This window comes from Allobosea sp. 10L417 (genome assembly GCF_056395485.1).
In genome coordinates this window covers 120,351-138,404 of the sequence record NZ_JBFTJP010000007.1, presented here as the reverse complement: position 1 = coordinate 138,404, position 18,054 = coordinate 120,351, and the positions used below count along the sequence as shown (strand labels likewise).

At 65.9% G+C, this 18,054-nt stretch carries 18 protein-coding genes; all 18 read left to right on the top strand.

What is annotated here, in order from left to right; all coding sequences use genetic code 11:
- Nucleotides 1-3: 3 nt before the first annotated feature.
- The 18 genes from AC1DE3_RS18020 to AC1DE3_RS17935 all read left to right on the top strand — a co-directional run bounded on the left by AC1DE3_RS18020 (nucleotide 4) and on the right by AC1DE3_RS17935 (nucleotide 17,800).
- A complete protein-coding gene (locus AC1DE3_RS18020) occupies nucleotides 4-1,194 on the top strand; it encodes an NADH-quinone oxidoreductase subunit D (protein ID WP_476778619.1) in 1,191 nt (396 codons plus the stop codon).
- A complete protein-coding gene (nuoE, locus tag AC1DE3_RS18015) occupies nucleotides 1,194-2,441 on the top strand; it encodes an NADH-quinone oxidoreductase subunit NuoE (protein ID WP_476778618.1) in 1,248 nt (415 codons plus the stop codon). The genes AC1DE3_RS18020 and nuoE overlap by 1 nt, the downstream gene beginning before the upstream one ends.
- Nucleotides 2,442-2,452: 11 nt before the next feature.
- Complete coding sequence (gene nuoF / locus AC1DE3_RS18010; protein WP_441512681.1) at nucleotides 2,453-3,757, top strand: NADH-quinone oxidoreductase subunit NuoF; 1,305 nt, start codon at nucleotides 2,453-2,455, stop codon at nucleotides 3,755-3,757.
- Nucleotides 3,758-3,761: 4 nt separating this feature from the next.
- Nucleotides 3,762-5,825 carry an NADH-quinone oxidoreductase subunit NuoG gene (gene nuoG / locus AC1DE3_RS18005; RefSeq protein WP_476778617.1) on the top strand — a complete coding sequence of 688 codons (2,064 nt, stop codon included), beginning with the start codon at nucleotides 3,762-3,764 and terminating at the stop codon, nucleotides 5,823-5,825.
- A 6-nt stretch (nucleotides 5,826-5,831) separates the two neighbouring features.
- Entirely contained in the window at nucleotides 5,832-6,884 is a 1,053-nt protein-coding gene (gene nuoH / locus AC1DE3_RS18000; RefSeq protein WP_441512679.1) for an NADH-quinone oxidoreductase subunit NuoH, read from the top strand.
- A 2-nt stretch (nucleotides 6,885-6,886) separates the two neighbouring features.
- The gene (locus AC1DE3_RS17995; protein ID WP_476778616.1) at nucleotides 6,887-7,081 is read left to right on the top strand and encodes a hypothetical protein; all 195 of its coding nucleotides are present in this window, start codon (nucleotides 6,887-6,889) and stop codon (nucleotides 7,079-7,081) included.
- Complete coding sequence (locus AC1DE3_RS17990; protein ID WP_476852622.1) at nucleotides 7,078-7,314, top strand: hypothetical protein; 237 nt, start codon at nucleotides 7,078-7,080, stop codon at nucleotides 7,312-7,314. Before AC1DE3_RS17995 ends, AC1DE3_RS17990 begins: the two co-directional genes overlap by 4 nt.
- A 19-nt stretch (nucleotides 7,315-7,333) precedes the next feature.
- Nucleotides 7,334-7,822 carry an NADH-quinone oxidoreductase subunit NuoI gene (nuoI, locus tag AC1DE3_RS17985; protein WP_038367698.1) on the top strand — a complete coding sequence of 163 codons (489 nt, stop codon included), beginning with the start codon at nucleotides 7,334-7,336 and terminating at the stop codon, nucleotides 7,820-7,822.
- A gap of 255 nt (nucleotides 7,823-8,077) precedes the next feature.
- A complete protein-coding gene (locus tag AC1DE3_RS17980; RefSeq protein ID WP_441512676.1) occupies nucleotides 8,078-8,701 on the top strand; it encodes an NADH-quinone oxidoreductase subunit J in 624 nt (207 codons plus the stop codon).
- The gene (nuoK, locus tag AC1DE3_RS17975) at nucleotides 8,701-9,009 is read left to right on the top strand and encodes an NADH-quinone oxidoreductase subunit NuoK (RefSeq protein WP_061968159.1); all 309 of its coding nucleotides are present in this window, start codon (nucleotides 8,701-8,703) and stop codon (nucleotides 9,007-9,009) included. Before AC1DE3_RS17980 ends, nuoK begins: the two co-directional genes overlap by 1 nt.
- Before the next feature lie 29 nt (nucleotides 9,010-9,038).
- A complete protein-coding gene (gene nuoL / locus AC1DE3_RS17970; protein ID WP_476778614.1) occupies nucleotides 9,039-11,081 on the top strand; it encodes an NADH-quinone oxidoreductase subunit L in 2,043 nt (680 codons plus the stop codon).
- A 4-nt stretch (nucleotides 11,082-11,085) separates the two neighbouring features.
- Nucleotides 11,086-12,600 carry an NADH-quinone oxidoreductase subunit M gene (locus AC1DE3_RS17965; RefSeq protein WP_441470614.1) on the top strand — a complete coding sequence of 505 codons (1,515 nt, stop codon included), beginning with the start codon at nucleotides 11,086-11,088 and terminating at the stop codon, nucleotides 12,598-12,600.
- A 9-nt stretch (nucleotides 12,601-12,609) separates the two neighbouring features.
- Complete coding sequence (nuoN, locus tag AC1DE3_RS17960; RefSeq protein WP_441512674.1) at nucleotides 12,610-14,037, top strand: NADH-quinone oxidoreductase subunit NuoN; 1,428 nt, start codon at nucleotides 12,610-12,612, stop codon at nucleotides 14,035-14,037.
- Nucleotides 14,038-14,048: 11 nt separating this feature from the next.
- On the top strand, nucleotides 14,049-14,804 hold the full coding sequence (locus tag AC1DE3_RS17955) for a biotin--[acetyl-CoA-carboxylase] ligase (RefSeq protein ID WP_476778612.1): 756 nt from the start codon (nucleotides 14,049-14,051) through the stop codon (nucleotides 14,802-14,804).
- A gap of 259 nt (nucleotides 14,805-15,063) precedes the next feature.
- Complete coding sequence (locus AC1DE3_RS17950) at nucleotides 15,064-16,734, top strand: ribonuclease J (RefSeq protein ID WP_476778611.1); 1,671 nt, start codon at nucleotides 15,064-15,066, stop codon at nucleotides 16,732-16,734.
- A gap of 36 nt (nucleotides 16,735-16,770) precedes the next feature.
- Nucleotides 16,771-17,175: a methylmalonyl-CoA epimerase gene (gene mce, locus AC1DE3_RS17945; RefSeq protein ID WP_441512671.1), complete on the top strand. Its 405-nt coding sequence runs from the start codon at nucleotides 16,771-16,773 to the stop codon at nucleotides 17,173-17,175.
- A gap of 5 nt (nucleotides 17,176-17,180) precedes the next feature.
- On the top strand, nucleotides 17,181-17,573 hold the full coding sequence (locus AC1DE3_RS17940) for a RidA family protein (RefSeq protein ID WP_476778610.1): 393 nt from the start codon (nucleotides 17,181-17,183) through the stop codon (nucleotides 17,571-17,573).
- Nucleotides 17,570-17,800: a DUF1467 family protein gene (locus tag AC1DE3_RS17935; RefSeq protein WP_441512669.1), complete on the top strand. Its 231-nt coding sequence runs from the start codon at nucleotides 17,570-17,572 to the stop codon at nucleotides 17,798-17,800. Before AC1DE3_RS17940 ends, AC1DE3_RS17935 begins: the two co-directional genes overlap by 4 nt.
- Nucleotides 17,801-18,054: the final 254 nt, after the last annotated feature.

Here is an 18,054-nt window from a genome sequence, read left to right as displayed (position 1 = left end):
GAGATGTCCGAGCATAATATCCGCAACTTCTCGATCAACTTCGGTCCGCAGCACCCGGCGGCGCATGGCGTGCTGCGACTCGTGCTGGAACTCGACGGCGAGGTGGTCGAGCGCGTCGATCCGCATATCGGCCTGCTGCATCGCGGCACCGAGAAGCTGATCGAGGCCAAGACCTATCTGCAGGCGCTGCCCTATTTCGACCGGCTCGACTATGTCGCGCCGATGAATCAGGAGCATGCCTATTCGCTCGCGGTCGAGCGTCTCGCCGGCGTGACCGTGCCGCGCCGCGGTCAGCTCATCCGCGTGCTTTATTCCGAGATCGGCCGCATCCTCTCGCATCTGCTGAACGTCACCACGCAGGCGATGGACGTCGGCGCCCTCACGCCCCCGCTCTGGGGCTTCGAGGAGCGCGAGAAGCTGATGATCTTCTACGAGCGGGCCTGCGGCGCGCGTATGCACGCGGCCTATGTCCGCCCCGGCGGCGTGCACCAGGACATCCCGGTCTCGCTGATCCACGACATCGCCGAATGGTGCGATCCGTTCCTCAAGGTCTGCGATGACCTCGAAGGACTGCTCAGCGACAACCGCATCTTCAAGCAGCGCAACGTCGATATCGGCGTGGTCGATCTTGAGACCTGCTGGAAATGGGGCTTCTCTGGCGTGATGGTGCGCGGCTCCGGCGCGCCATGGGATCTGCGCAAGTCGCAGCCCTATGAGTGCTACGAGGAGATGGAATTCGACGTTCCCGTCGGCAAGAACGGCGACTGCTACGACCGCTACCACATCCGCATGGAAGAGATGCGCCAGTCGGTGCGCATCATGAAGCAGTGCTGCGAGAAGCTGCTGGCAGCCGATGGCGGCGGCCCGGTCTCTTCGCTCGACGGCAAGATGGTGCCGCCCAAGCGCGGCGAGATGAAGCGTTCGATGGAAGCGCTGATCCACCACTTCAAGCTCTACACCGAGGGCTACAAGGTGCCGGCCGGCGAGGTCTATGCCGCCGTCGAGGCGCCGAAGGGCGAATTCGGCGTCTATCTGGTCTCGGACGGCACCAACAAGCCCTATCGCTGCAAGATCAAGGCCCCGGGCTTCGCCCATCTCCAGGCCATGGATTTCATGTGCCGCAAGCACATGCTCGCCGACGTCTCCGCGATCCTCGGCTCCCTTGATATCGTCTTTGGTGAGGTGGACCGCTAATGTCCGTCCGTCGTCTCGCGCCTGATCCTGTCCAACCGGCCTCCTTCGCCTTCACCGCGGCGAACGAGAACTGGATCGACCAGCAGATCGCCAAGTATCCGGCCGGCCGCCAGGCTTCCGCCGTCATCCCGCTGCTATGGAAGGCGCAGGAGCAGGAGGGCTGGGTCTCGCGGGCCGTGATCGAGACCGTCGCCAAGCGCTTGGGCATGGCGCCGATGCGGGTGCTGGAGGTCGCGACCTTCTACACCATGTTCAACCTGCAGCCGGGGGGCGAGTTCTTCGTTCAGCTCTGCGGCACGACGCCCTGCGCGCTGCGCGGCGCGGAAGCGCTGAAGAAGGTCTGCGAGGACGTCATCGGCCCGCAATCGACCGTGACCGCCGACGGCAAGCTCTCCTGGCTCGAGGTCGAGTGCTTGGGCGCCTGCTGCAACGCGCCGATGGCACAGATCAATGTCGACTACTACGAGGACCTGACGCCGGCGAATTTCCGCCAGCTCCTCGACGATCTCCGCAATGGCCGCCCGACCAAGCCCGGCCCGCAGAATGGCCGCACCGGCTCCGAGCCGGAAGGTGGCCCGCAGACTCTGACCGACAAGGCCCTCTATGACGGCTCGATGATCGGCGCCGGCGACTGGCAGAGGCGCATTGGCGAGCAGCGCAAGGCTGCTGCCGAAGCCGCTGCCGCCAAGGCTGCCGCCGAGGCGGAAGCGAAGAAGGCTGCAGAAGCCGAGGCGAAGAAGGCCGAGGCCACGCCGGCCGCTGTCGCCGAAAAGCCCGCCAGCGAGACGGCCGCCGCCGCCCGCCCGAAGCCGTCCGAGCCGACCCAGCCTTCCAGCGCCGCCAACGATACGCCGGCCGCCAAGGGCAAGGTCGAGAAGAAGGATGTTGCCGAGGCTGCCAAGCCTGCCGTTGCGACAAAGGCCGAGCCCGCCGTCGAGGAGAGCAAGCCCGAGCCCGCCGTCGAGGAGAGCAAGCCCGAGCTGCTGACCGCTGCGCGCGGCGGCGAGGGTGACGATCTCGAACTGATCTGGGGCGTCGGGCCGAAGCTGGCCAAGATGCTCAATGAGATGGGGATCTGGCACTACGACCAGATCGCCAAATGGACACCGGCGGAGCTCGCCTGGGTCGATGCACGCCTGACCGGCTTCAAGGGCAGGGCGGTGCGTGACGACTGGATTGCTCAGTCGAAGAAGCTCGCGACGGGCTGGCGCCCGGAGTCGAAGCTTGGCGACAAGCCGGCAGAGTGAGGCACTAGGACATGCTCGCAGATCGCGATCGCATCTTCACCAATCTCTACGGCCTGCACGACCGTACCCTGAAGGGTGCGATCCAGCGCGGCGCCTGGGATGGCACCAAGTTCCTGCTGGAGCAGGGCCGGGACTGGATCATCGACGAGATGAAGAAGTCCGGCCTGCGCGGCCGCGGCGGCGCCGGCTTCCCGACCGGACTGAAATGGTCGTTCATGCCGAAGCAGAGCGACGGGCGCCCGCACTATCTCGTCGTCAACGCCGACGAGTCGGAGCCCGGTACCTGCAAGGACCGCGAGATCATGCGCAACGACCCGCATACGCTGGTCGAGGGCTGCCTGATCGCCTCCTTCGCCATGGGCGCGCATGCGGCCTACATCTATATCCGCGGCGAATATATCCGCGAGCGCGAGGCGCTGCAGCGCGCCGTCGACGAGGCCTATGAGGCCAAGCTCATCGGCAAGGACAACGTCCACGGCTATCCCTTTGATCTCTATGTGCATCATGGCGCCGGCGCCTATATCTGCGGCGAAGAGACGGCGCTGCTGGAGAGCCTCGAGGGCAAGAAGGGCATGCCGCGGCTGAAGCCGCCATTCCCCGCCAATATGGGCCTCTATGGCTGCCCGACCACGGTGAACAACGTCGAGTCGATCGCGGTCGCTCCGACCATCCTGCGCCGCGGCGCGAGCTGGTTCTCGTCGATCGGCACGCCGAACAATGTCGGCACCAAGCTCTTCTGCGTCTCCGGCCATGTGAACAAGCCCTGCAACGTCGAAGAGGCGATGGGCATTCCCTTCCGCGAACTGATCGAAAAGCATTGCGGCGGCATCCGCGGCGGCTGGGACAATCTGAAGGCGGTCATCCCCGGCGGTTCCTCGGTGCGCATGGTGCCGGCCGAGCAGATCATCGACACGCCGATGGATTTCGACTCGCTTTCGAAGCTGCGCTCCGGCCTCGGCACGGCGGCGGTGATCGTGATGGACAAGTCGACCGACATCGTCCGCGCCATTGCCCGCATCAGCCATTTCTACAAGCATGAGAGCTGCGGCCAGTGCACGCCTTGCCGCGAAGGCACGGGCTGGATGTGGCGCGTCATGGAGCGCATGGCGGAAGGCCGCGCCCAGAAGCGCGAGATCGACATGCTGCTCGACGTCACCAAGCAGATCGAGGGCCACACGATCTGCGCGCTCGGCGATGCCGCGGCTTGGCCGATCCAGGGCCTGATCGCGCATTTCCGTCACGAAATCGAGCAGCGCATCGACGACTATGCCGCCAACCCGCACAGCGAGCCTGTGCGCCTGATGGCGGCGGAGTGAGACCATGACGAAACTCCTCATCGACGGCATCGAGGTCGACGTACCCGCCGAGCACACGGTGCTCCAGGCCTGCGAGGCGGCGGGCGTCGAGGTGCCGCGCTTCTGCTTCCACGAGCGGCTCTCGATCGCCGGCAACTGCCGCATGTGCCTCGTCGAGGTGAAGGGTGGCCCGCCGAAGCCGCAGGCCTCCTGCGCCATCGGCGTGCGCGATCTGCGCCCCGGCCCGAACGGCGAGCCGCCGGTCGTCTCGACCAAGTCGCCGATGGTCAAGAAGGCCCGCGAAGGGGTGATGGAGTTCCTGCTCATCAACCACCCGCTGGATTGCCCGATCTGCGACCAGGGCGGCGAGTGCGACCTGCAGGACCAGGCCATGGCCTATGGCGCGGATACCTCGCGCTTCGCCGAGAACAAGCGCGCGGTCGAGGACAAGTATATCGGCCCGCTGGTCAAGACGACGATGACGCGCTGCATCCAGTGCACGCGCTGCGTCCGCTTCACCACCGAGGTCGCCGGCGCCTCCGATCTCGGCGCCATCGGCCGCGGCGAGGACATGGAGATCACCACCTATCTCGAGCACGCGATGTCGTCGGAGTTGCAGAGCAACATCGTCGATCTCTGCCCGGTCGGCGCGCTGACATCCAAGCCCTACCAGAACAAGGCCCGGCCCTGGGAGCTCTCGAAGACCGAGAGCATCGATGTGATGGACGCCGTCGGCTCGGCGATCCGCGTCGACTCGCGCGGCAAGGAAGTGATGCGCATCCTGCCCCGCCTCAACGAGGCGGTGAACGAGGAGTGGATCTCCGACAAGACCCGCCATGTCGCCGACGGCCTCAAGACCCAGCGCCTCGACCGGCCTTATATCCGCGAGAACGGCCGTTTGCGTCCGGCAAGCTGGAACGAGGCCTTCGCCGCCATCGCCAGCAAGGTGAAGGCCGCGAGCCCTGAGAGGATCGGCGCCATCGCCGGCGACCTCGCCGCGGTCGAGGAGATGTTCGCGCTGAAGGCGCTGATCGCCGCGCTCGGCTCGGCCAATCTCGACGCCCGCCAGGACGGCACCAAGCTGCATCCGAAATTCGGCCGCGCATCCTATGTCCTCAACGCCGGCATCGCCGGCATCGAAGATGCGACCTCGCTGCTGATCATCGGCTCGAACCCGCGCCGCGAGGCGCCGATCCTGAATGCCCGCATCCGCAAGCGCTGGCTGCGCGGCGACTTCAAGATCGGTGTCATCGGCGAGAAGGCCGACCTGACCTACTCCTACGACTATCTCGGCGCCGGCCCGGAGACGCTGGCCGATATCGTCAAGTCGGCCGCCGCCGCCGGCGGCAAGCCGATGGTGCTGATCGGGCAGGGGGCTCTTGCCCGCGCCGATGGCGAGGCCGTGCTCTCGCTAGCCGCCAAGGCGGCGCAGTCGCTGGGCGCGATGACCGAGGGCTGGAACGGCTTCGGCGTGATCCACACCGCCGCCGCCCGCGCCGGTGCGCTCGATCTCGGCTTCGTGCCAGGCGAGGGTGGTTTGGATGCGGCCGCTATGGCCCAGCCGGGCGCGCTCGACGTGCTCTTCCTGCTCGGCGCCGACGAGATCGAGGTGCCGGAAGGCGCTTTCGTGGTCTATCAGGGCACGCATGGCGACAAGGGCGCTCACCGCGCCGACGTCATCCTGCCGGGCGCGGCCTATACCGAAAAGTCCGGCACCTATGTGAACACCGAAGGCCGGGTGCAGATGGCGGATCGTGCCACCTTCCCGCCGGGCGACGCCCGCGAGGACTGGGCGATCCTGCGTGCGCTCTCCGCGGCGCTCGGCAAGACGCTGCCCTTCGACTCGCTGTCCGGCCTGCGCAAGGCGCTCTACGAGGCGCACCCGCATTTCGCGGCGCTCGACGGCCTCCCGGCCAACGACGCGGCGGAGATCGGCAAGCTCGCCGGCCTCGGCGGCAAGACCGACAAGGCGGGCTTCGCCCCGGCCGTCAGCGACTTCTATCAGACCAACCCGATCGCACGTGCCTCTGCCGTGATGGCGGAATGCTCGGCGCTGGCTTCGGGCCGGCACCAGCAGGCGGCGGAGTAACCGGCCATGAACTGGGACCTCGTCCTCGATATCGCGATCATCCTCGGCAAGAGCCTGCTGCTGCTGGTCTGCCTACTGGTCTTCATCGCCTATATCCTGCTCGCCGACCGCAAGGTCTGGGCGGCGGTGCAACTGCGCCGCGGCCCGAACGTGGTCGGTCCCTGGGGTCTGTTCCAGAGCTTCGCGGACCTGATCAAGTTCGCGCTCAAGGAGCCGATTATCCCGGCCGGCGCGAACAAGGGGCTCTTCCTGCTGGCGCCCTTCATCTCCTGCCTGCTGGCGCTCGGCGCCTGGGCGGTGATCCCGGTGGCGGAAGGCTGGGCCATCGCCGACATCAATGTCGGCGTGCTCTATATCCTCGCGATCTCCTCGCTCGGCGTCTACGGCATCATCATGGCCGGCTGGGCGTCGAACTCGAAATATCCGTTCATGAGCGCTCTGCGCTCGGCGGCGCAGATGGTGTCCTATGAGGTCTCGATCGGCTTCGTCATCATCACCGTGTTGCTCTGCGTCGGCTCGCTGAACCTATCCGCCATCGTCGAAGCCCAGCAGAACCGCGGGCTCGCCCATGCGCTCGGCGTTCCCTGGCTCAGCATCCTGAACTGGTACTTCCTGCCGCTCTTCCCGATGTTCGTCGTCTTCTTCGTCTCGGCGCTGGCCGAGACGAACCGGCCGCCCTTCGATCTGGCCGAGGCGGAATCGGAGCTCGTAGCGGGCTTCATGGTCGAGTATTCCTCGACGCCGTACCTGCTGTTCATGCTCGGCGAATACGTGGCGATCATGACCATGTGCTCACTGACGACGATCCTGTTCCTCGGTGGCTGGGCGCCGCCGGTCGCGCTGCCGCCCTTCACCTGGCTGCCCGGCGTGTTCTGGTTCGCGCTCAAGATCTGCCTGGTCTTCTTCATGTTCGCGCTGGTGAAGGCCTTCGTGCCGCGCTACCGCTACGATCAGCTGATGCGCCTGGGCTGGAAGGTCTTCCTGCCGCTTTCGATCGCGAGCGTCGTTCTGGTGGCGCTGGTGCTGCAGCTGACGGGCTGGGGTCCGGTCGGCGGATGAGTTTGGCCGCGATCTCCGGAATTGCATTCGGCATGATCGCAGCACTGGTTCTTTACGGCTCGGCGTGCTGGTGGGCGCGGCGAAGCCGGATATTCGATGCGCTGGCCGTGGCGCTCGGAGGGGCGGTGGCCGCCGCGGTTGTCGGTGGCTTCGGCGGATACAAGGCTGTTCAGTGGCTCGGGCTGCTGACGGCATGAATATGGCGGGTTGGCTCGGTGCCTTGATCGGGTTCGGGCTGGGTCTGCTAGAATACCGGCTGATGACGGCCGTGGTGATCGGGGCGCTCAGGCGCACGGATCACTCCACGACCGAGGCTGAGAAGAATGATTATGAGCGCCGCATCCGCATCCTGCGGTGGGCGCTGATGGCAATGACGATCGGCTTCACGCCGATCCTGGGTTTCGTGATTGGCCGGACTTTGTTCGGCTGAGGATGGAAGGACGAAGGCGATGTCACTCGCGCAAGCCGCAAGGGGCCTGCTGCTGAAGGAGTTCGTCGGGGCGATCGGCCTGTCGATGCGCTACTTCTTCAAGCCGAAGGCGACGCTGAACTACCCGTTCGAGAAGGGCCAGCTCTCGCCGCGTTTCCGTGGCGAGCACGCGCTGCGCCGCTATCCGAACGGTGAGGAGCGCTGCATCGCGTGCAAGCTCTGCGAGGCGATCTGCCCGGCGCAGGCCATCACCATCGAGGCCGGCCCGCGCCGCAACGACGGCACGCGCCGCACCACCCGTTACGACATCGACATGACGAAGTGCATCTATTGCGGCTTCTGCCAGGAGGCCTGCCCGGTCGATGCCATCGTCGAGGGGCCGAATTTCGAGTTCGCGACCGAGACCCGCGAGGAGCTGTTCTACGACAAGGACAAGCTGCTCGCGAACGGCGCGCGCTGGGAACGCGAGATCGCGCGCAACATCGCGATGGATGCGCCCTATCGGTAGCTGCCGTCATGCTCGGGCTTGACCCGAGCATCTCGTGCAGGAAGAGGCTCCGACGCCTCGTTCTGCCAGAGATTCTCGGGTCTGCGCTTCGCTTCGCCCGAGAATGACGTCCTAGAACGAGACCAGACCCGCCGCGCGGTTGTCGCGTCCGGAGGGCCTGTTTATAGACGCTCCAAATTGCTCCGGGCTCCCTGAGTCCCGGCGCACGAACCAAACGAGGACCGCGCCGAAAAGGGGCGGGAAGGGCTGGCCGAGATGAATGCCGCAGCGGCTTTCTTCTATCTCTTTGCAGGCGTTACCGTGGCATCCGCCTTCATGGTGGTGGCCTCGCGCAATCCCGTGCACTCGGTGCTGTTCCTGATCCTGGCCTTCGTCAATGCGGCCGGGCTGTTCATGCTGCTCGGCGCCGAGTTCCTCGCGATGCTGCTGGTGGTCGTCTATGTCGGCGCGGTCGCGGTGCTCTTCCTCTTCGTTGTGATGATGCTCGACGTCGATTTCGCCGAGTTCCGCCAGGGGTTCCTGAACTATCTGCCGGTGGGGGCGCTGATCGGCTTCATCTTCGCCGTCGAACTGCTGCTGGTCGTCGGCGCCTGGGTGATCGACCCGCAGATCGTCAAGGCGCCGGTCGCCGCGATCCCCGCCGGCATGACCAATACCGAGGCGCTCGGCCGCGTGCTCTACACCCAGTATGTCTACTACTTCCAGGCGGCGGGTCTCGTGCTGCTGGTCGCCATGATCGGCGCGATCGTGCTGACGCTGCGCGAGCGCCACGGCATCAAGCGCCAGCACGTCCCGACCCAGAACGCCCGGACCAAGGACGCGGCGATGGAGGTCAAGCAGGTGCCCTCGCGCGCCGGCGTTCCCGAGGAGATGGCATGATGACGATCGGACTGGGCCATTATCTCGCCGTCAGCGCCATCCTGTTCACGCTCGGCGTGCTCGGCATCTTCATCAACCGCAAGAACGTCATCGTCATCCTGATGTCGGTCGAGCTCATCCTGCTCTCGGTCAACCTGAACTTCGTCGCCTTCTCGAGCTTCCTGAACGACATCGTCGGACAGGTCTTCGCGCTGCTGGTGCTCACGGTGGCGGCGGCTGAGGCCGCGATCGGCCTCGCCATTCTCGTCGTCTACTTCCGCAACCGCGGCACGATCGCGGTGGAAGACATCAACATGATGAAAGGCTGAGCGCTGCCTGGCGCCTGGACCTCACGACCATGTATCACCTGATCGTCTTCCTCCCCCTGATCGGCTTCCTGATCGCCGGCCTCTTCGGCCGGCTGATCGGCGCGCGCGGCTCCGAGATCGTCACGACCTCGCTGCTCATCGTCTCGGCAATCCTGTCCTGGGTTGCCCTCGTCCAGGTCGGCTTCGGCTCCGGCACGACGCGCATCCAGGTTGCCAGCTGGATTTCCTCCGGCAGCCTGCAGGTCGACTGGGCCTTCCGCGTGGACACGCTGACCGCCGTGATGCTGGTCGTCGTCAACACCGTGTCGTCGCTCGTGCACCTCTACTCGATCGGCTACATGCACGAGGATCCGCACCGGCCGCGCTTCTTCGCCTATCTCTCGCTGTTCACCTTCGCGATGCTGATGCTGGTGACGGCGGATAATCTCGTCCAGATGTTCTTTGGCTGGGAGGGCGTCGGTCTCGCCTCCTATCTGCTGATCGGCTTCTGGTACCAGAAGCCTTCGGCCAATGCCGCGGCGATGAAGGCCTTCATCGTCAACCGCGTCGGCGACTTCGGCTTCTCGCTCGGCATGTTCCTGGTTTTCGTGCTGTTCGGCTCGGTCGCCTTCGACGCGATCTTCCCGCGCGCCGGCGAGTTCGTGAACCAGGGCTTCCGCTTCCTCGGCTATGACTGGAACGCACTGACCCTGACCTGCCTGCTGCTGTTCGTCGGCGCGATGGGCAAGTCGGCCCAGTTCCTGCTCCACACCTGGCTGCCGGACGCGATGGAAGGCCCGACCCCGGTCTCGGCCCTCATCCATGCCGCGACCATGGTCACTGCCGGTGTCTTCATGGTGGCGCGCCTGTCACCGCTCTTCGAGTATGCTCCCGTCGCACTCACCGTCGTCGTCGTCATCGGCGCGACCACGGCCTTCTTCGCCGCGACGGTCGGCCTCGTGCAGAACGACATCAAGCGTGTCATCGCGTATTCGACCTGCTCGCAGCTCGGCTACATGTTCGTCGCGCTCGGCGTCGGCAATTACGGCGCCGGCATCTTCCACCTCTTCACCCACGCCTTCTTCAAGGCCTTGCTCTTCTTGGGCGCCGGCTCGGTCATCCACGCGATGCACCACGAGCAGGACATGCGCCGCATGGGCGGCCTGCGTAAGCACATCCCGCTGACCGCGGCGGCGATGACGATCGGCACCCTGGCGCTGACCGGCGTCGGTATCCCCGGGACGGTTTTCGGCTTCGCCGGCTTCTTCTCGAAGGATGCGATCATCGAGAGCGCCTATGCCTCGGTCGGGCATGGTGGCTTCGCCAGCTCCTATGCCTTCATCCTGCTGGTCGTCGCCGCCTGCATGACGTCCTTCTATTCCTGGCGGCTCTATTTCATGACCTTCGAGGGCGCACCGCGCTGGGGCCATGGCCATGACTCGCATGGTCACGACGACCATGCCCATGCCGCGCACGGTCACGACGATCATGCGCACGGCCACGACGATCACGGCCACGGCCATGATCACACGCCGCATGAGAGCCCCTGGGTGATGCTCCTGCCGCTCGCCCTGCTTTCGGTCGGTGCGATCTTCGCTGGCGTCGCCTTCAAGGAATACTTCGTCGGCCACGACTTCGAGCATTTCTGGAAGTCGTCCCTGTTCATGGGCAAGGACAACCACATCCTGCACACCATGCACGAGGTGCCCAAGTGGGTGGTGGCATCGCCGTTCGTGGCGATGGTGATCGGCTTCGTGCTCGCCTACTGGATGTATGTCCGCCGGCCGGACATTCCGGGCAAGCTCGCGGCTGCGAACCCGGCGCTGTACCAGTTCCTGCTGAACAAGTGGTACTTCGACGAGCTCTACGACTTCCTGTTCGTGCGCCCGGCGAAATGGCTCGGCCGCTTCCTCTGGAAGAAGGGCGATGGCCTGGTCATCGACGGCCTCGGACCGGACGGCATCTCGGCACGCGTGGTCGATGTGACCAATCGGGTGGTCCGGCTGCAGACCGGCTATCTCTATCACTATGCCTTCGCGATGCTGATCGGCGTCGCCGGGCTGGTGACTTGGTATCTTGTGACCCGCGGGTGAGATGATGTCCTTCGGTTTCGGTATCCTCACCGGTCTTCTGGTCCTGCCGCTGGTCGGCGCTGCCTTCATCCTGGCGCAGCGCGGCGATCAGGCCTCGGTCGACTCCAACGCCCGCTGGGCGGCGCTGATCACGACGGTGCTGACCTTCGTGCTCGCCTGCGTGGCCTGGAGCCGCTTCGACACGGCCAACCCCGGCTTCCAGATGGTCGAGACCCATGGCTGGGTCTCCGACGCCATCAAGTTCAAGCTTGGCGTCGACGGCTTTTCCTTCCCCTTCATCGTGCTGACGGCGTTCCTGATGCCGTTCTGCATCCTCGCCTCCTGGACCTCGGTCGAGAAGCGGGTGGCAGAGTACATGGTCGCCTTCCTGATCCTGGAGACGCTGATGATCGGCGTCTTCGCGGCGCTCGACCTCGTGCTGTTCTACCTGTTCTTCGAAGCCGGCCTGATCCCGATGTTCCTGATCATCGGTATCTGGGGTGGCAAGCGGCGCGTCTACGCCTCCTACAAGTTCTTCCTCTACACGCTGCTCGGCTCGGTGCTGATGCTGCTGGCGGTGATGGCGATGTACTGGAACGCCGGTACGACCGACATTCCGGCGCTGCTCGCCCACAAATTCCCGGCCGGCATGCAGACATGGCTGTGGCTGGCCTTCTTCGCCTCCTTCGCGGTGAAGATGCCGATGTGGCCGGTCCACACCTGGCTGCCCGACGCGCACGTCGAGGCGCCGACGGCCGGTTCCGTCATCCTGGCGGCGATCCTGCTGAAGATGGGCGGCTACGGCTTCATCCGCTTCTCGATCCCGATGTTCCCGGAGGCGTCGCATTATTTCGCGCCGCTGGTCTTCGCGCTCTCCGTCATCGCCATCGTCTACACCTCGCTGGTGGCGCTGATGCAGGAGGATATCAAGAAGCTGATCGCCTACTCCTCGGTGGCGCATATGGGCTTCGTCACCATGGGGCTGTTCACCCTGACGCCGCAGGGCATCCAGGGCGCGATGTTCCAGATGATGAGCCATGGCCTCGTCTCGGGCGCGCTCTTCCTCTGCGTCGGCGTGATCTACGACCGCATGCACACCCGCGAGATCGCGGCCTATGGCGGGCTGGTGAACCGCATGCCGCTCTACGCGGTGGTGTTCATGGTCTTCACCATGGCCAATGTCGGCCTGCCGGGCACCGCCGGTTTCGTCGGCGAGTTTCTGACGCTGGTCGGCGCCTTCCGCGCCAATCCCTGGGTTGCCTTCTTCGCGACCTCCGGCGTCATTCTCTCGGCGGCCTATGCGCTCTGGCTCTACCGCCGGGTCGTCTTCGGCGAGCTCGTCAAGCCGGAGCTCAAGGACATCAAGGACCTGAACGGCCGCGAGATCGCGATCCTGGTCCCGCTCGTCCTGCTGACGATCTGGTACGGCGTGCAGCCGCACACGATCCTCGACGCCTTCGCGGCGCCGACCGAAGCGCTCATCAAGAACTATCAGGCTGCCCTCACTGTCGCGAAGACGGCAGTGGCGGCCGTGCAGTAAGGTCTCGTCATGGCTCTGCCCGCTCTCGGCCCGGCCCTGCCGGAAATCATCCTCGCCGTCGGCGCCATCGCGATGGTGCTGGTCGGCGCGATCCAGGGTGAGCGCGCGACGCGCCTGCTCGAAGGCCTCGCCCTCGTGCTGCTCGCGGTCGCCTTGGTGCTGGTCGTTTCGGCCGGCGGCAAGCTCCTGACCTTCAACAACGGCTTCATCGCCGACGGCTTCTCCCGCTTCATGAAGGTGCTGACGCTCATCGGCGCCGGCGCCACGATCCTTCTCTCCGCCGATACGCTGCGGCGCGAGGGGGCGATGCGCTTCGAATTCCCCATTCTCGTCGTGCTCGCGACCATCGGCATGATGATGATGATTTCGGCCAACGATCTCATCAGCCTCTATGTCGGACTCGAGCTGCAGTCGCTGGCGCTCTATGTCGTCGCGGCGTTCGACCGCGACAATGCGAAGTCGACCGAGGCGGGCCTGAAGTATTTCGTGCTCGGCGCGCTCTCCTCCGGCATGCTGCTCTATGGCGCCTCGCTGGTCTACGGCTTCACCGGCACCGTCACCTTCACCGGCATTGCCGCGGCGACGCAGGGCGGCCATGCCGGCATCGGCCTGATCTTCGGCATCGTGTTCATCGCCGCCGGCGTCGCCTTCAAGATCTCGGCCGTGCCGTTCCATATGTGGACGCCGGACGTCTATGAGGGGGCTCCCACCCCGGTCGCCGCCTTCTTCGCCTCGGCTCCCAAGATGGCCGCCATGGCGATGGTGGTCCGCATCTTCGTCGGCGCCTTCCCGGGCGCCATCCAGGACTGGCGCCAGATCATCGTCTTCATCTCGATCGCCTCGATGGCGCTCGGCGCCTTCGCCGCGATCGGCCAGCGCAATATCAAGCGCCTGCTCGCGTATTCCTCGATCGCCAATATGGGTTACGCGCTGGTCGGTCTCGCCGCCGGCACCCCCGGCGGCGTGCAGGGCGTCATGACCTATATGGCGATCTATCTCGCCACGACGCTCGCCGCCTTCGCCTGCGTGCTGATGATGCGCCGTGACGGAAAACTGGTCGAGGACATCTCGGAGCTTGCCGGCCTGTCCCGTACCAATCGCTGGATGGCGTTCGCGATGTCGATGATGATGTTCTCGCTCGCCGGCATCCCGCCGCTCGCCGGCTTCTGGGCGAAGTGGTACGTCTTCCTCGCCGCGATCGAGGCCAAGCTCTACGTTCTCGCCGTCGTCGGCGTGATCACCAGCGTCGTCGGCGCCTATTACTATCTGCGCCTCGTCAAGGTGATGTATTTCGACGATCCGAAGCCGGCCTTCGAGACCGCGGATTACGGCGTGCGCACCGTGCTGCTGTTCTCGACCATCTTCGTGCTGGTGCTTTCGTTGCTGCCGGCGCCGCTCTTCAATGCGGCCGAGGCGGCGGCGAAGTCGCTCTTCTGAGCCGACGGCGCGTGCTCGGCGAAGCCGCCCGCGCAGCGGGCTACCGGCTGATCATCCGCGACGAGGTCGCCTCGACCATGGAGGAGGCCCGCCGCGCGCTCGATCAGGGCGAACCCGGCAAGCTTTGGATCGTCGCCCGCAGCCAGAATGCCGGCAGAGGCCGGCATGGCCGGCAATGGGGCTCGCCGCCCGGCAATCTCTATGCGAGCCTGCTGCTGACCGACCCGTGCGAGCCGGCGCTGGCACCGCAACTCGGCTTCGTGGTGGGCCTTGCCCTGCACGATGCCGCGGCGAAGCTGCTCGGCGCGGCCGCGTCCGGGCTGAAGCTGAAATGGCCGAACGATCTGCTGCTCGATCGCGCCAAGACCTCGGGCCTGCTGCTCGAAGGCGAGAGCCGGGCAGGGCGGCTCAACGTCATCGTCGGCTGCGGCGTGAACATCGCTTCCTGCCCCTCCGACACACCCTATCCCGCGACCTTCCTCAAGGCGGCAGCGCCGCAGGCCAATGTCGAGACGATGCTGACGGGGCTGAGCGACGCCTTCGCCCAGCGCTTCGCCATCTGGTCCCAGCCCGGTGGCTTCGGGCCGATCCGTGCCGCCTGGCTCGAGCGCGCCGCCTTTCTCGGCGAGACCATCACCATCCGCCTGCCTGACGGTCCGCTGGCGGGGCGATTTGTCGGTCTCGACCCGACAGGGCGTCTCGAACTCGAAACGGAAGCCGGCCGGCGCGTCATCGATGCGGGCGATCTCTTCTTTGGAGCGGCCTGAGATGCGCGGGCGGCCATGCTGGCCTGCCGCGTCACGACCATGCTAGAGGAATTCGTCGGTTCCACGCGGTCATCCCGGGCGGCCGAAGGACGACCCGGGATCCATGCCGGAACGCGAGCCGGAATCGCGCCGGCATGCATCCCGGATCTCCGCTTCGCTTCGTCCGGGATGCACCGCGTATCCCGCAAGATCTCCCGGCAAGTCGGCATCGGCGCGCAATGATGCGCTGTTGGCGACTGCCATGCCTTCAGGATTGCCAGTGACCCGCTCCAGCGACCAGCTCGTTTTCGTTCCCCTAGGCGGCCTCGGCGAGATCGGCATGAACGCCGCCCTCTACGGCTTCGGGCCCGAGGGGAGACGCAAATGGATCCTGGTCGATTGCGGCCTGTCCTTCGCCGGCCCGGAAGCGCCGGGCGTCGATATCGTCCTGCCCGATCTGCGCTACATCATCGAGGAGCGGGCGAACCTCCTCGGCATCGTCATCACCCATGCCCATGAGGACCATATCGGCGCGCTCGCCGCGCTCTGGCCTTCGCTGCGGGCGCCGGTCTACTGCACGCGCTTCGCCGCCGGCCTCCTCGCGACGCGCCGGCTCTCGGAGCCGGGCGCGCCGAATGTCGAGATCAACGTCGTGCCGCAGGGCGGGCGCATCACGCTCGGGCCGTTCGACATCGAATATGTGCCGGTTGCGCATTCCATCCCCGAGTCGAATGCGCTCGCCATCCGCACCCCGGCCGGCCTCGTCGTCCACACCGGCGATTGGAAGATCGACCCGACGCCGCGCGTTGGCCTGCCGACCGACGAAAAGCGCCTGCGCGAACTCGGTGAGGAGGGCGTGCTGGCCCTCGTCTGCGACTCGACCAATGTCATGCGCGACGGCATCAGCCCGAGCGAGGCCGACGTCGCCGCCAAGCTGAAGGAGCTGGTGGCCTCCGCGCCCGGTCGTGTCGCCGTCACCACCTTCGCATCCAACGTGGCGCGGCTGCGTGCGGTAGCCGAGGCCGCCATGGCGAATGAGCGCGAGGTGGTGGTGGTCGGCCGCGCGATGGATCGCGTCATCGATGTGGCCCGCGAATGCGGCTATCTCGACGGCATCCCTGCCTTCCGTCCCGTTGATGCCTATGGCTACCTGCCGCGCGACAAGGTGGTGGCGCTGTTGACCGGCAGCCAGGGCGAGCCGCGCGCCGCGCTCTCGCGCATCGCCGCGGATGACCATCCCGAGATTGCGCTTTCCGCCGGAGACCGCGTGATCTTCTCGTCGCGCACCATCCCCGGCAACGAGAAATCGGTCGGCAACATCCTGAATGCGCTGGCCCGCGACAATATCGAGATCATCACCGACCGCACCCATCTCGTGCATGTCTCCGGCCATCCGCGTCGCGAGGAGATGGCGAGGCTCTATGGCTGGCTGAAGCCGCAGATCGCCATCCCAGCCCATGGCGAGGATCTGCATCTCGCCGAGCACGAGACCTTCGCCCGCAGTCTTGGCGTGAAGCATGTGATGCGCGCCGGCAATGGCGACGTCGTCGCGATTTCGGGTGAGGGCGCGAGGAAGGTCGACGAGGCCCCGCATGGCCGGCTCTACCAGGACGGCTCCTTGCTGGTGAACGCCCTTGAGAAGACGCTGCAGGAGCGACGGCGGCTCTCCTTTGCCGGTATCGTCTCGATCGCGGTCGCCGTCGACGAGAAGGGCGGCATCGCGGGCGAGCCGGAAATCGCGGTGCTCGGCCTGCCGCCACGCACCCGCGATGGCACGGATTTCGACGAGTACGTCGCCGATACCGTCAGTGAGCTGCTTGACGGCATCCCCAAGGCTCGCCGCCGTGACCCCGAGGCCCTTCGCAACGCGCTGGAGCGCGGCGTGCGCAGCGCTGTCAACGAGGAGTGGGGCAAGAAGCCACTGGTGCATGCGCTGGTGGTCGAGGTGTAGAACAGGCGCAGCGCCGCCGGGCTGGAGAAGACGAAGATGATCGGACGCCTCAACCATGTCGCCATCGCGGTGAAGGATCTCGCGGCCTCGACTGCACTCTATCGCGACACGCTGGGTGCGCGCGTCTCGCAGCCGCTGCCGCAGCCGGAACATGGCGTCACCGTGGTCTTCGTCGAGCTGCCCAATACCAAGGTGGAACTGCTGGAGCCGCTTGGCGCCGACTCGCCGATCGCGAAGTTCCTCGAGCGCAATGCCGATGGCGGCGTCCATCACATCTGCTACGAGGTCGACGATATCCTCGCCGCTCGCGACCGGCTGAAGGCGCAGGGCGCGCGGGTCCTCGGCTCCGGCGAGCCACGCATCGGCGCCCATGGCAAGCCCGTGCTCTTCCTGCATCCCAAGGATTTCCTCGGCACGCTGGTCGAACTGGAACAGGCCTGACAGTCATGACCGAGATCGCTTTCCTCGGCCAGCCGGAACCCGGCTCGCCACGCCCCTTCAGCGCGGCGACCGTCGCTGGTGGGATGGTCTTCGTTTCCGGCCAGTCGGCGCCGCACGATCCCGCTCTCGGTATCTTCCGGGGCGACACGGCCGCGGAGCAAGTACGCAATGCCTTGCTTCGCATAGGGGAGATCCTGAAGGAGGCCGGCAGCTCGCTCGATCGCGTCGTGCAGATGACCATGCTGATCACCGATCCCGCCGACTACGCTGCCTGCAACGCGGAGTATGTCAGGCATTTTCCCAACGGCTTGCCGGCGCGCCATACCGCACGCTTCGGCGTGCCGACCGAGGCCCGGGTCGCTTTCGCCTGCATCGCCCTCGCGGGGAGGGGCGCATGAACATCGTTGGCGGGCTCGCGCTCTATTTCGTGATCTGGTGGATCACGCTCTTCGCCGTGCTGCCCTTCGGCATCCGCAGCCAGCACGAGACGGGTGACGTCGTCGAGGGAACCGAGCCGGGTGCGCCGATCCTGCCGGGGCTGCTCAAGAAAGCCGCGATCACCTCGGTCGTCGCCGCCGTGATTTTCGCCGGCGTCTGGTACGTCTGGGTGACCTACGACATCTGAAACGGCGCACTCGCAGGGCTCTGCCGGCAGGATAGGGATCGGAAGGCGCTGCCGTGTCTGGCAGACGCGCGCCATGCTAGGGCAGGACGCTTCCGATCGCTGTGGGATGAGGAAAAGCTTCGGCAGGTAGAGCGGCGGGGCAGCCGGCAAAGAAAAAGGCAAGGCCGATGCCTTGCCTTGGATAGTCTTTTTTTACCGCAGTATCGGCGCGCGTCTGGTTGCGTGCGACTCGGATACTAGGCGGGCGTTTGTCC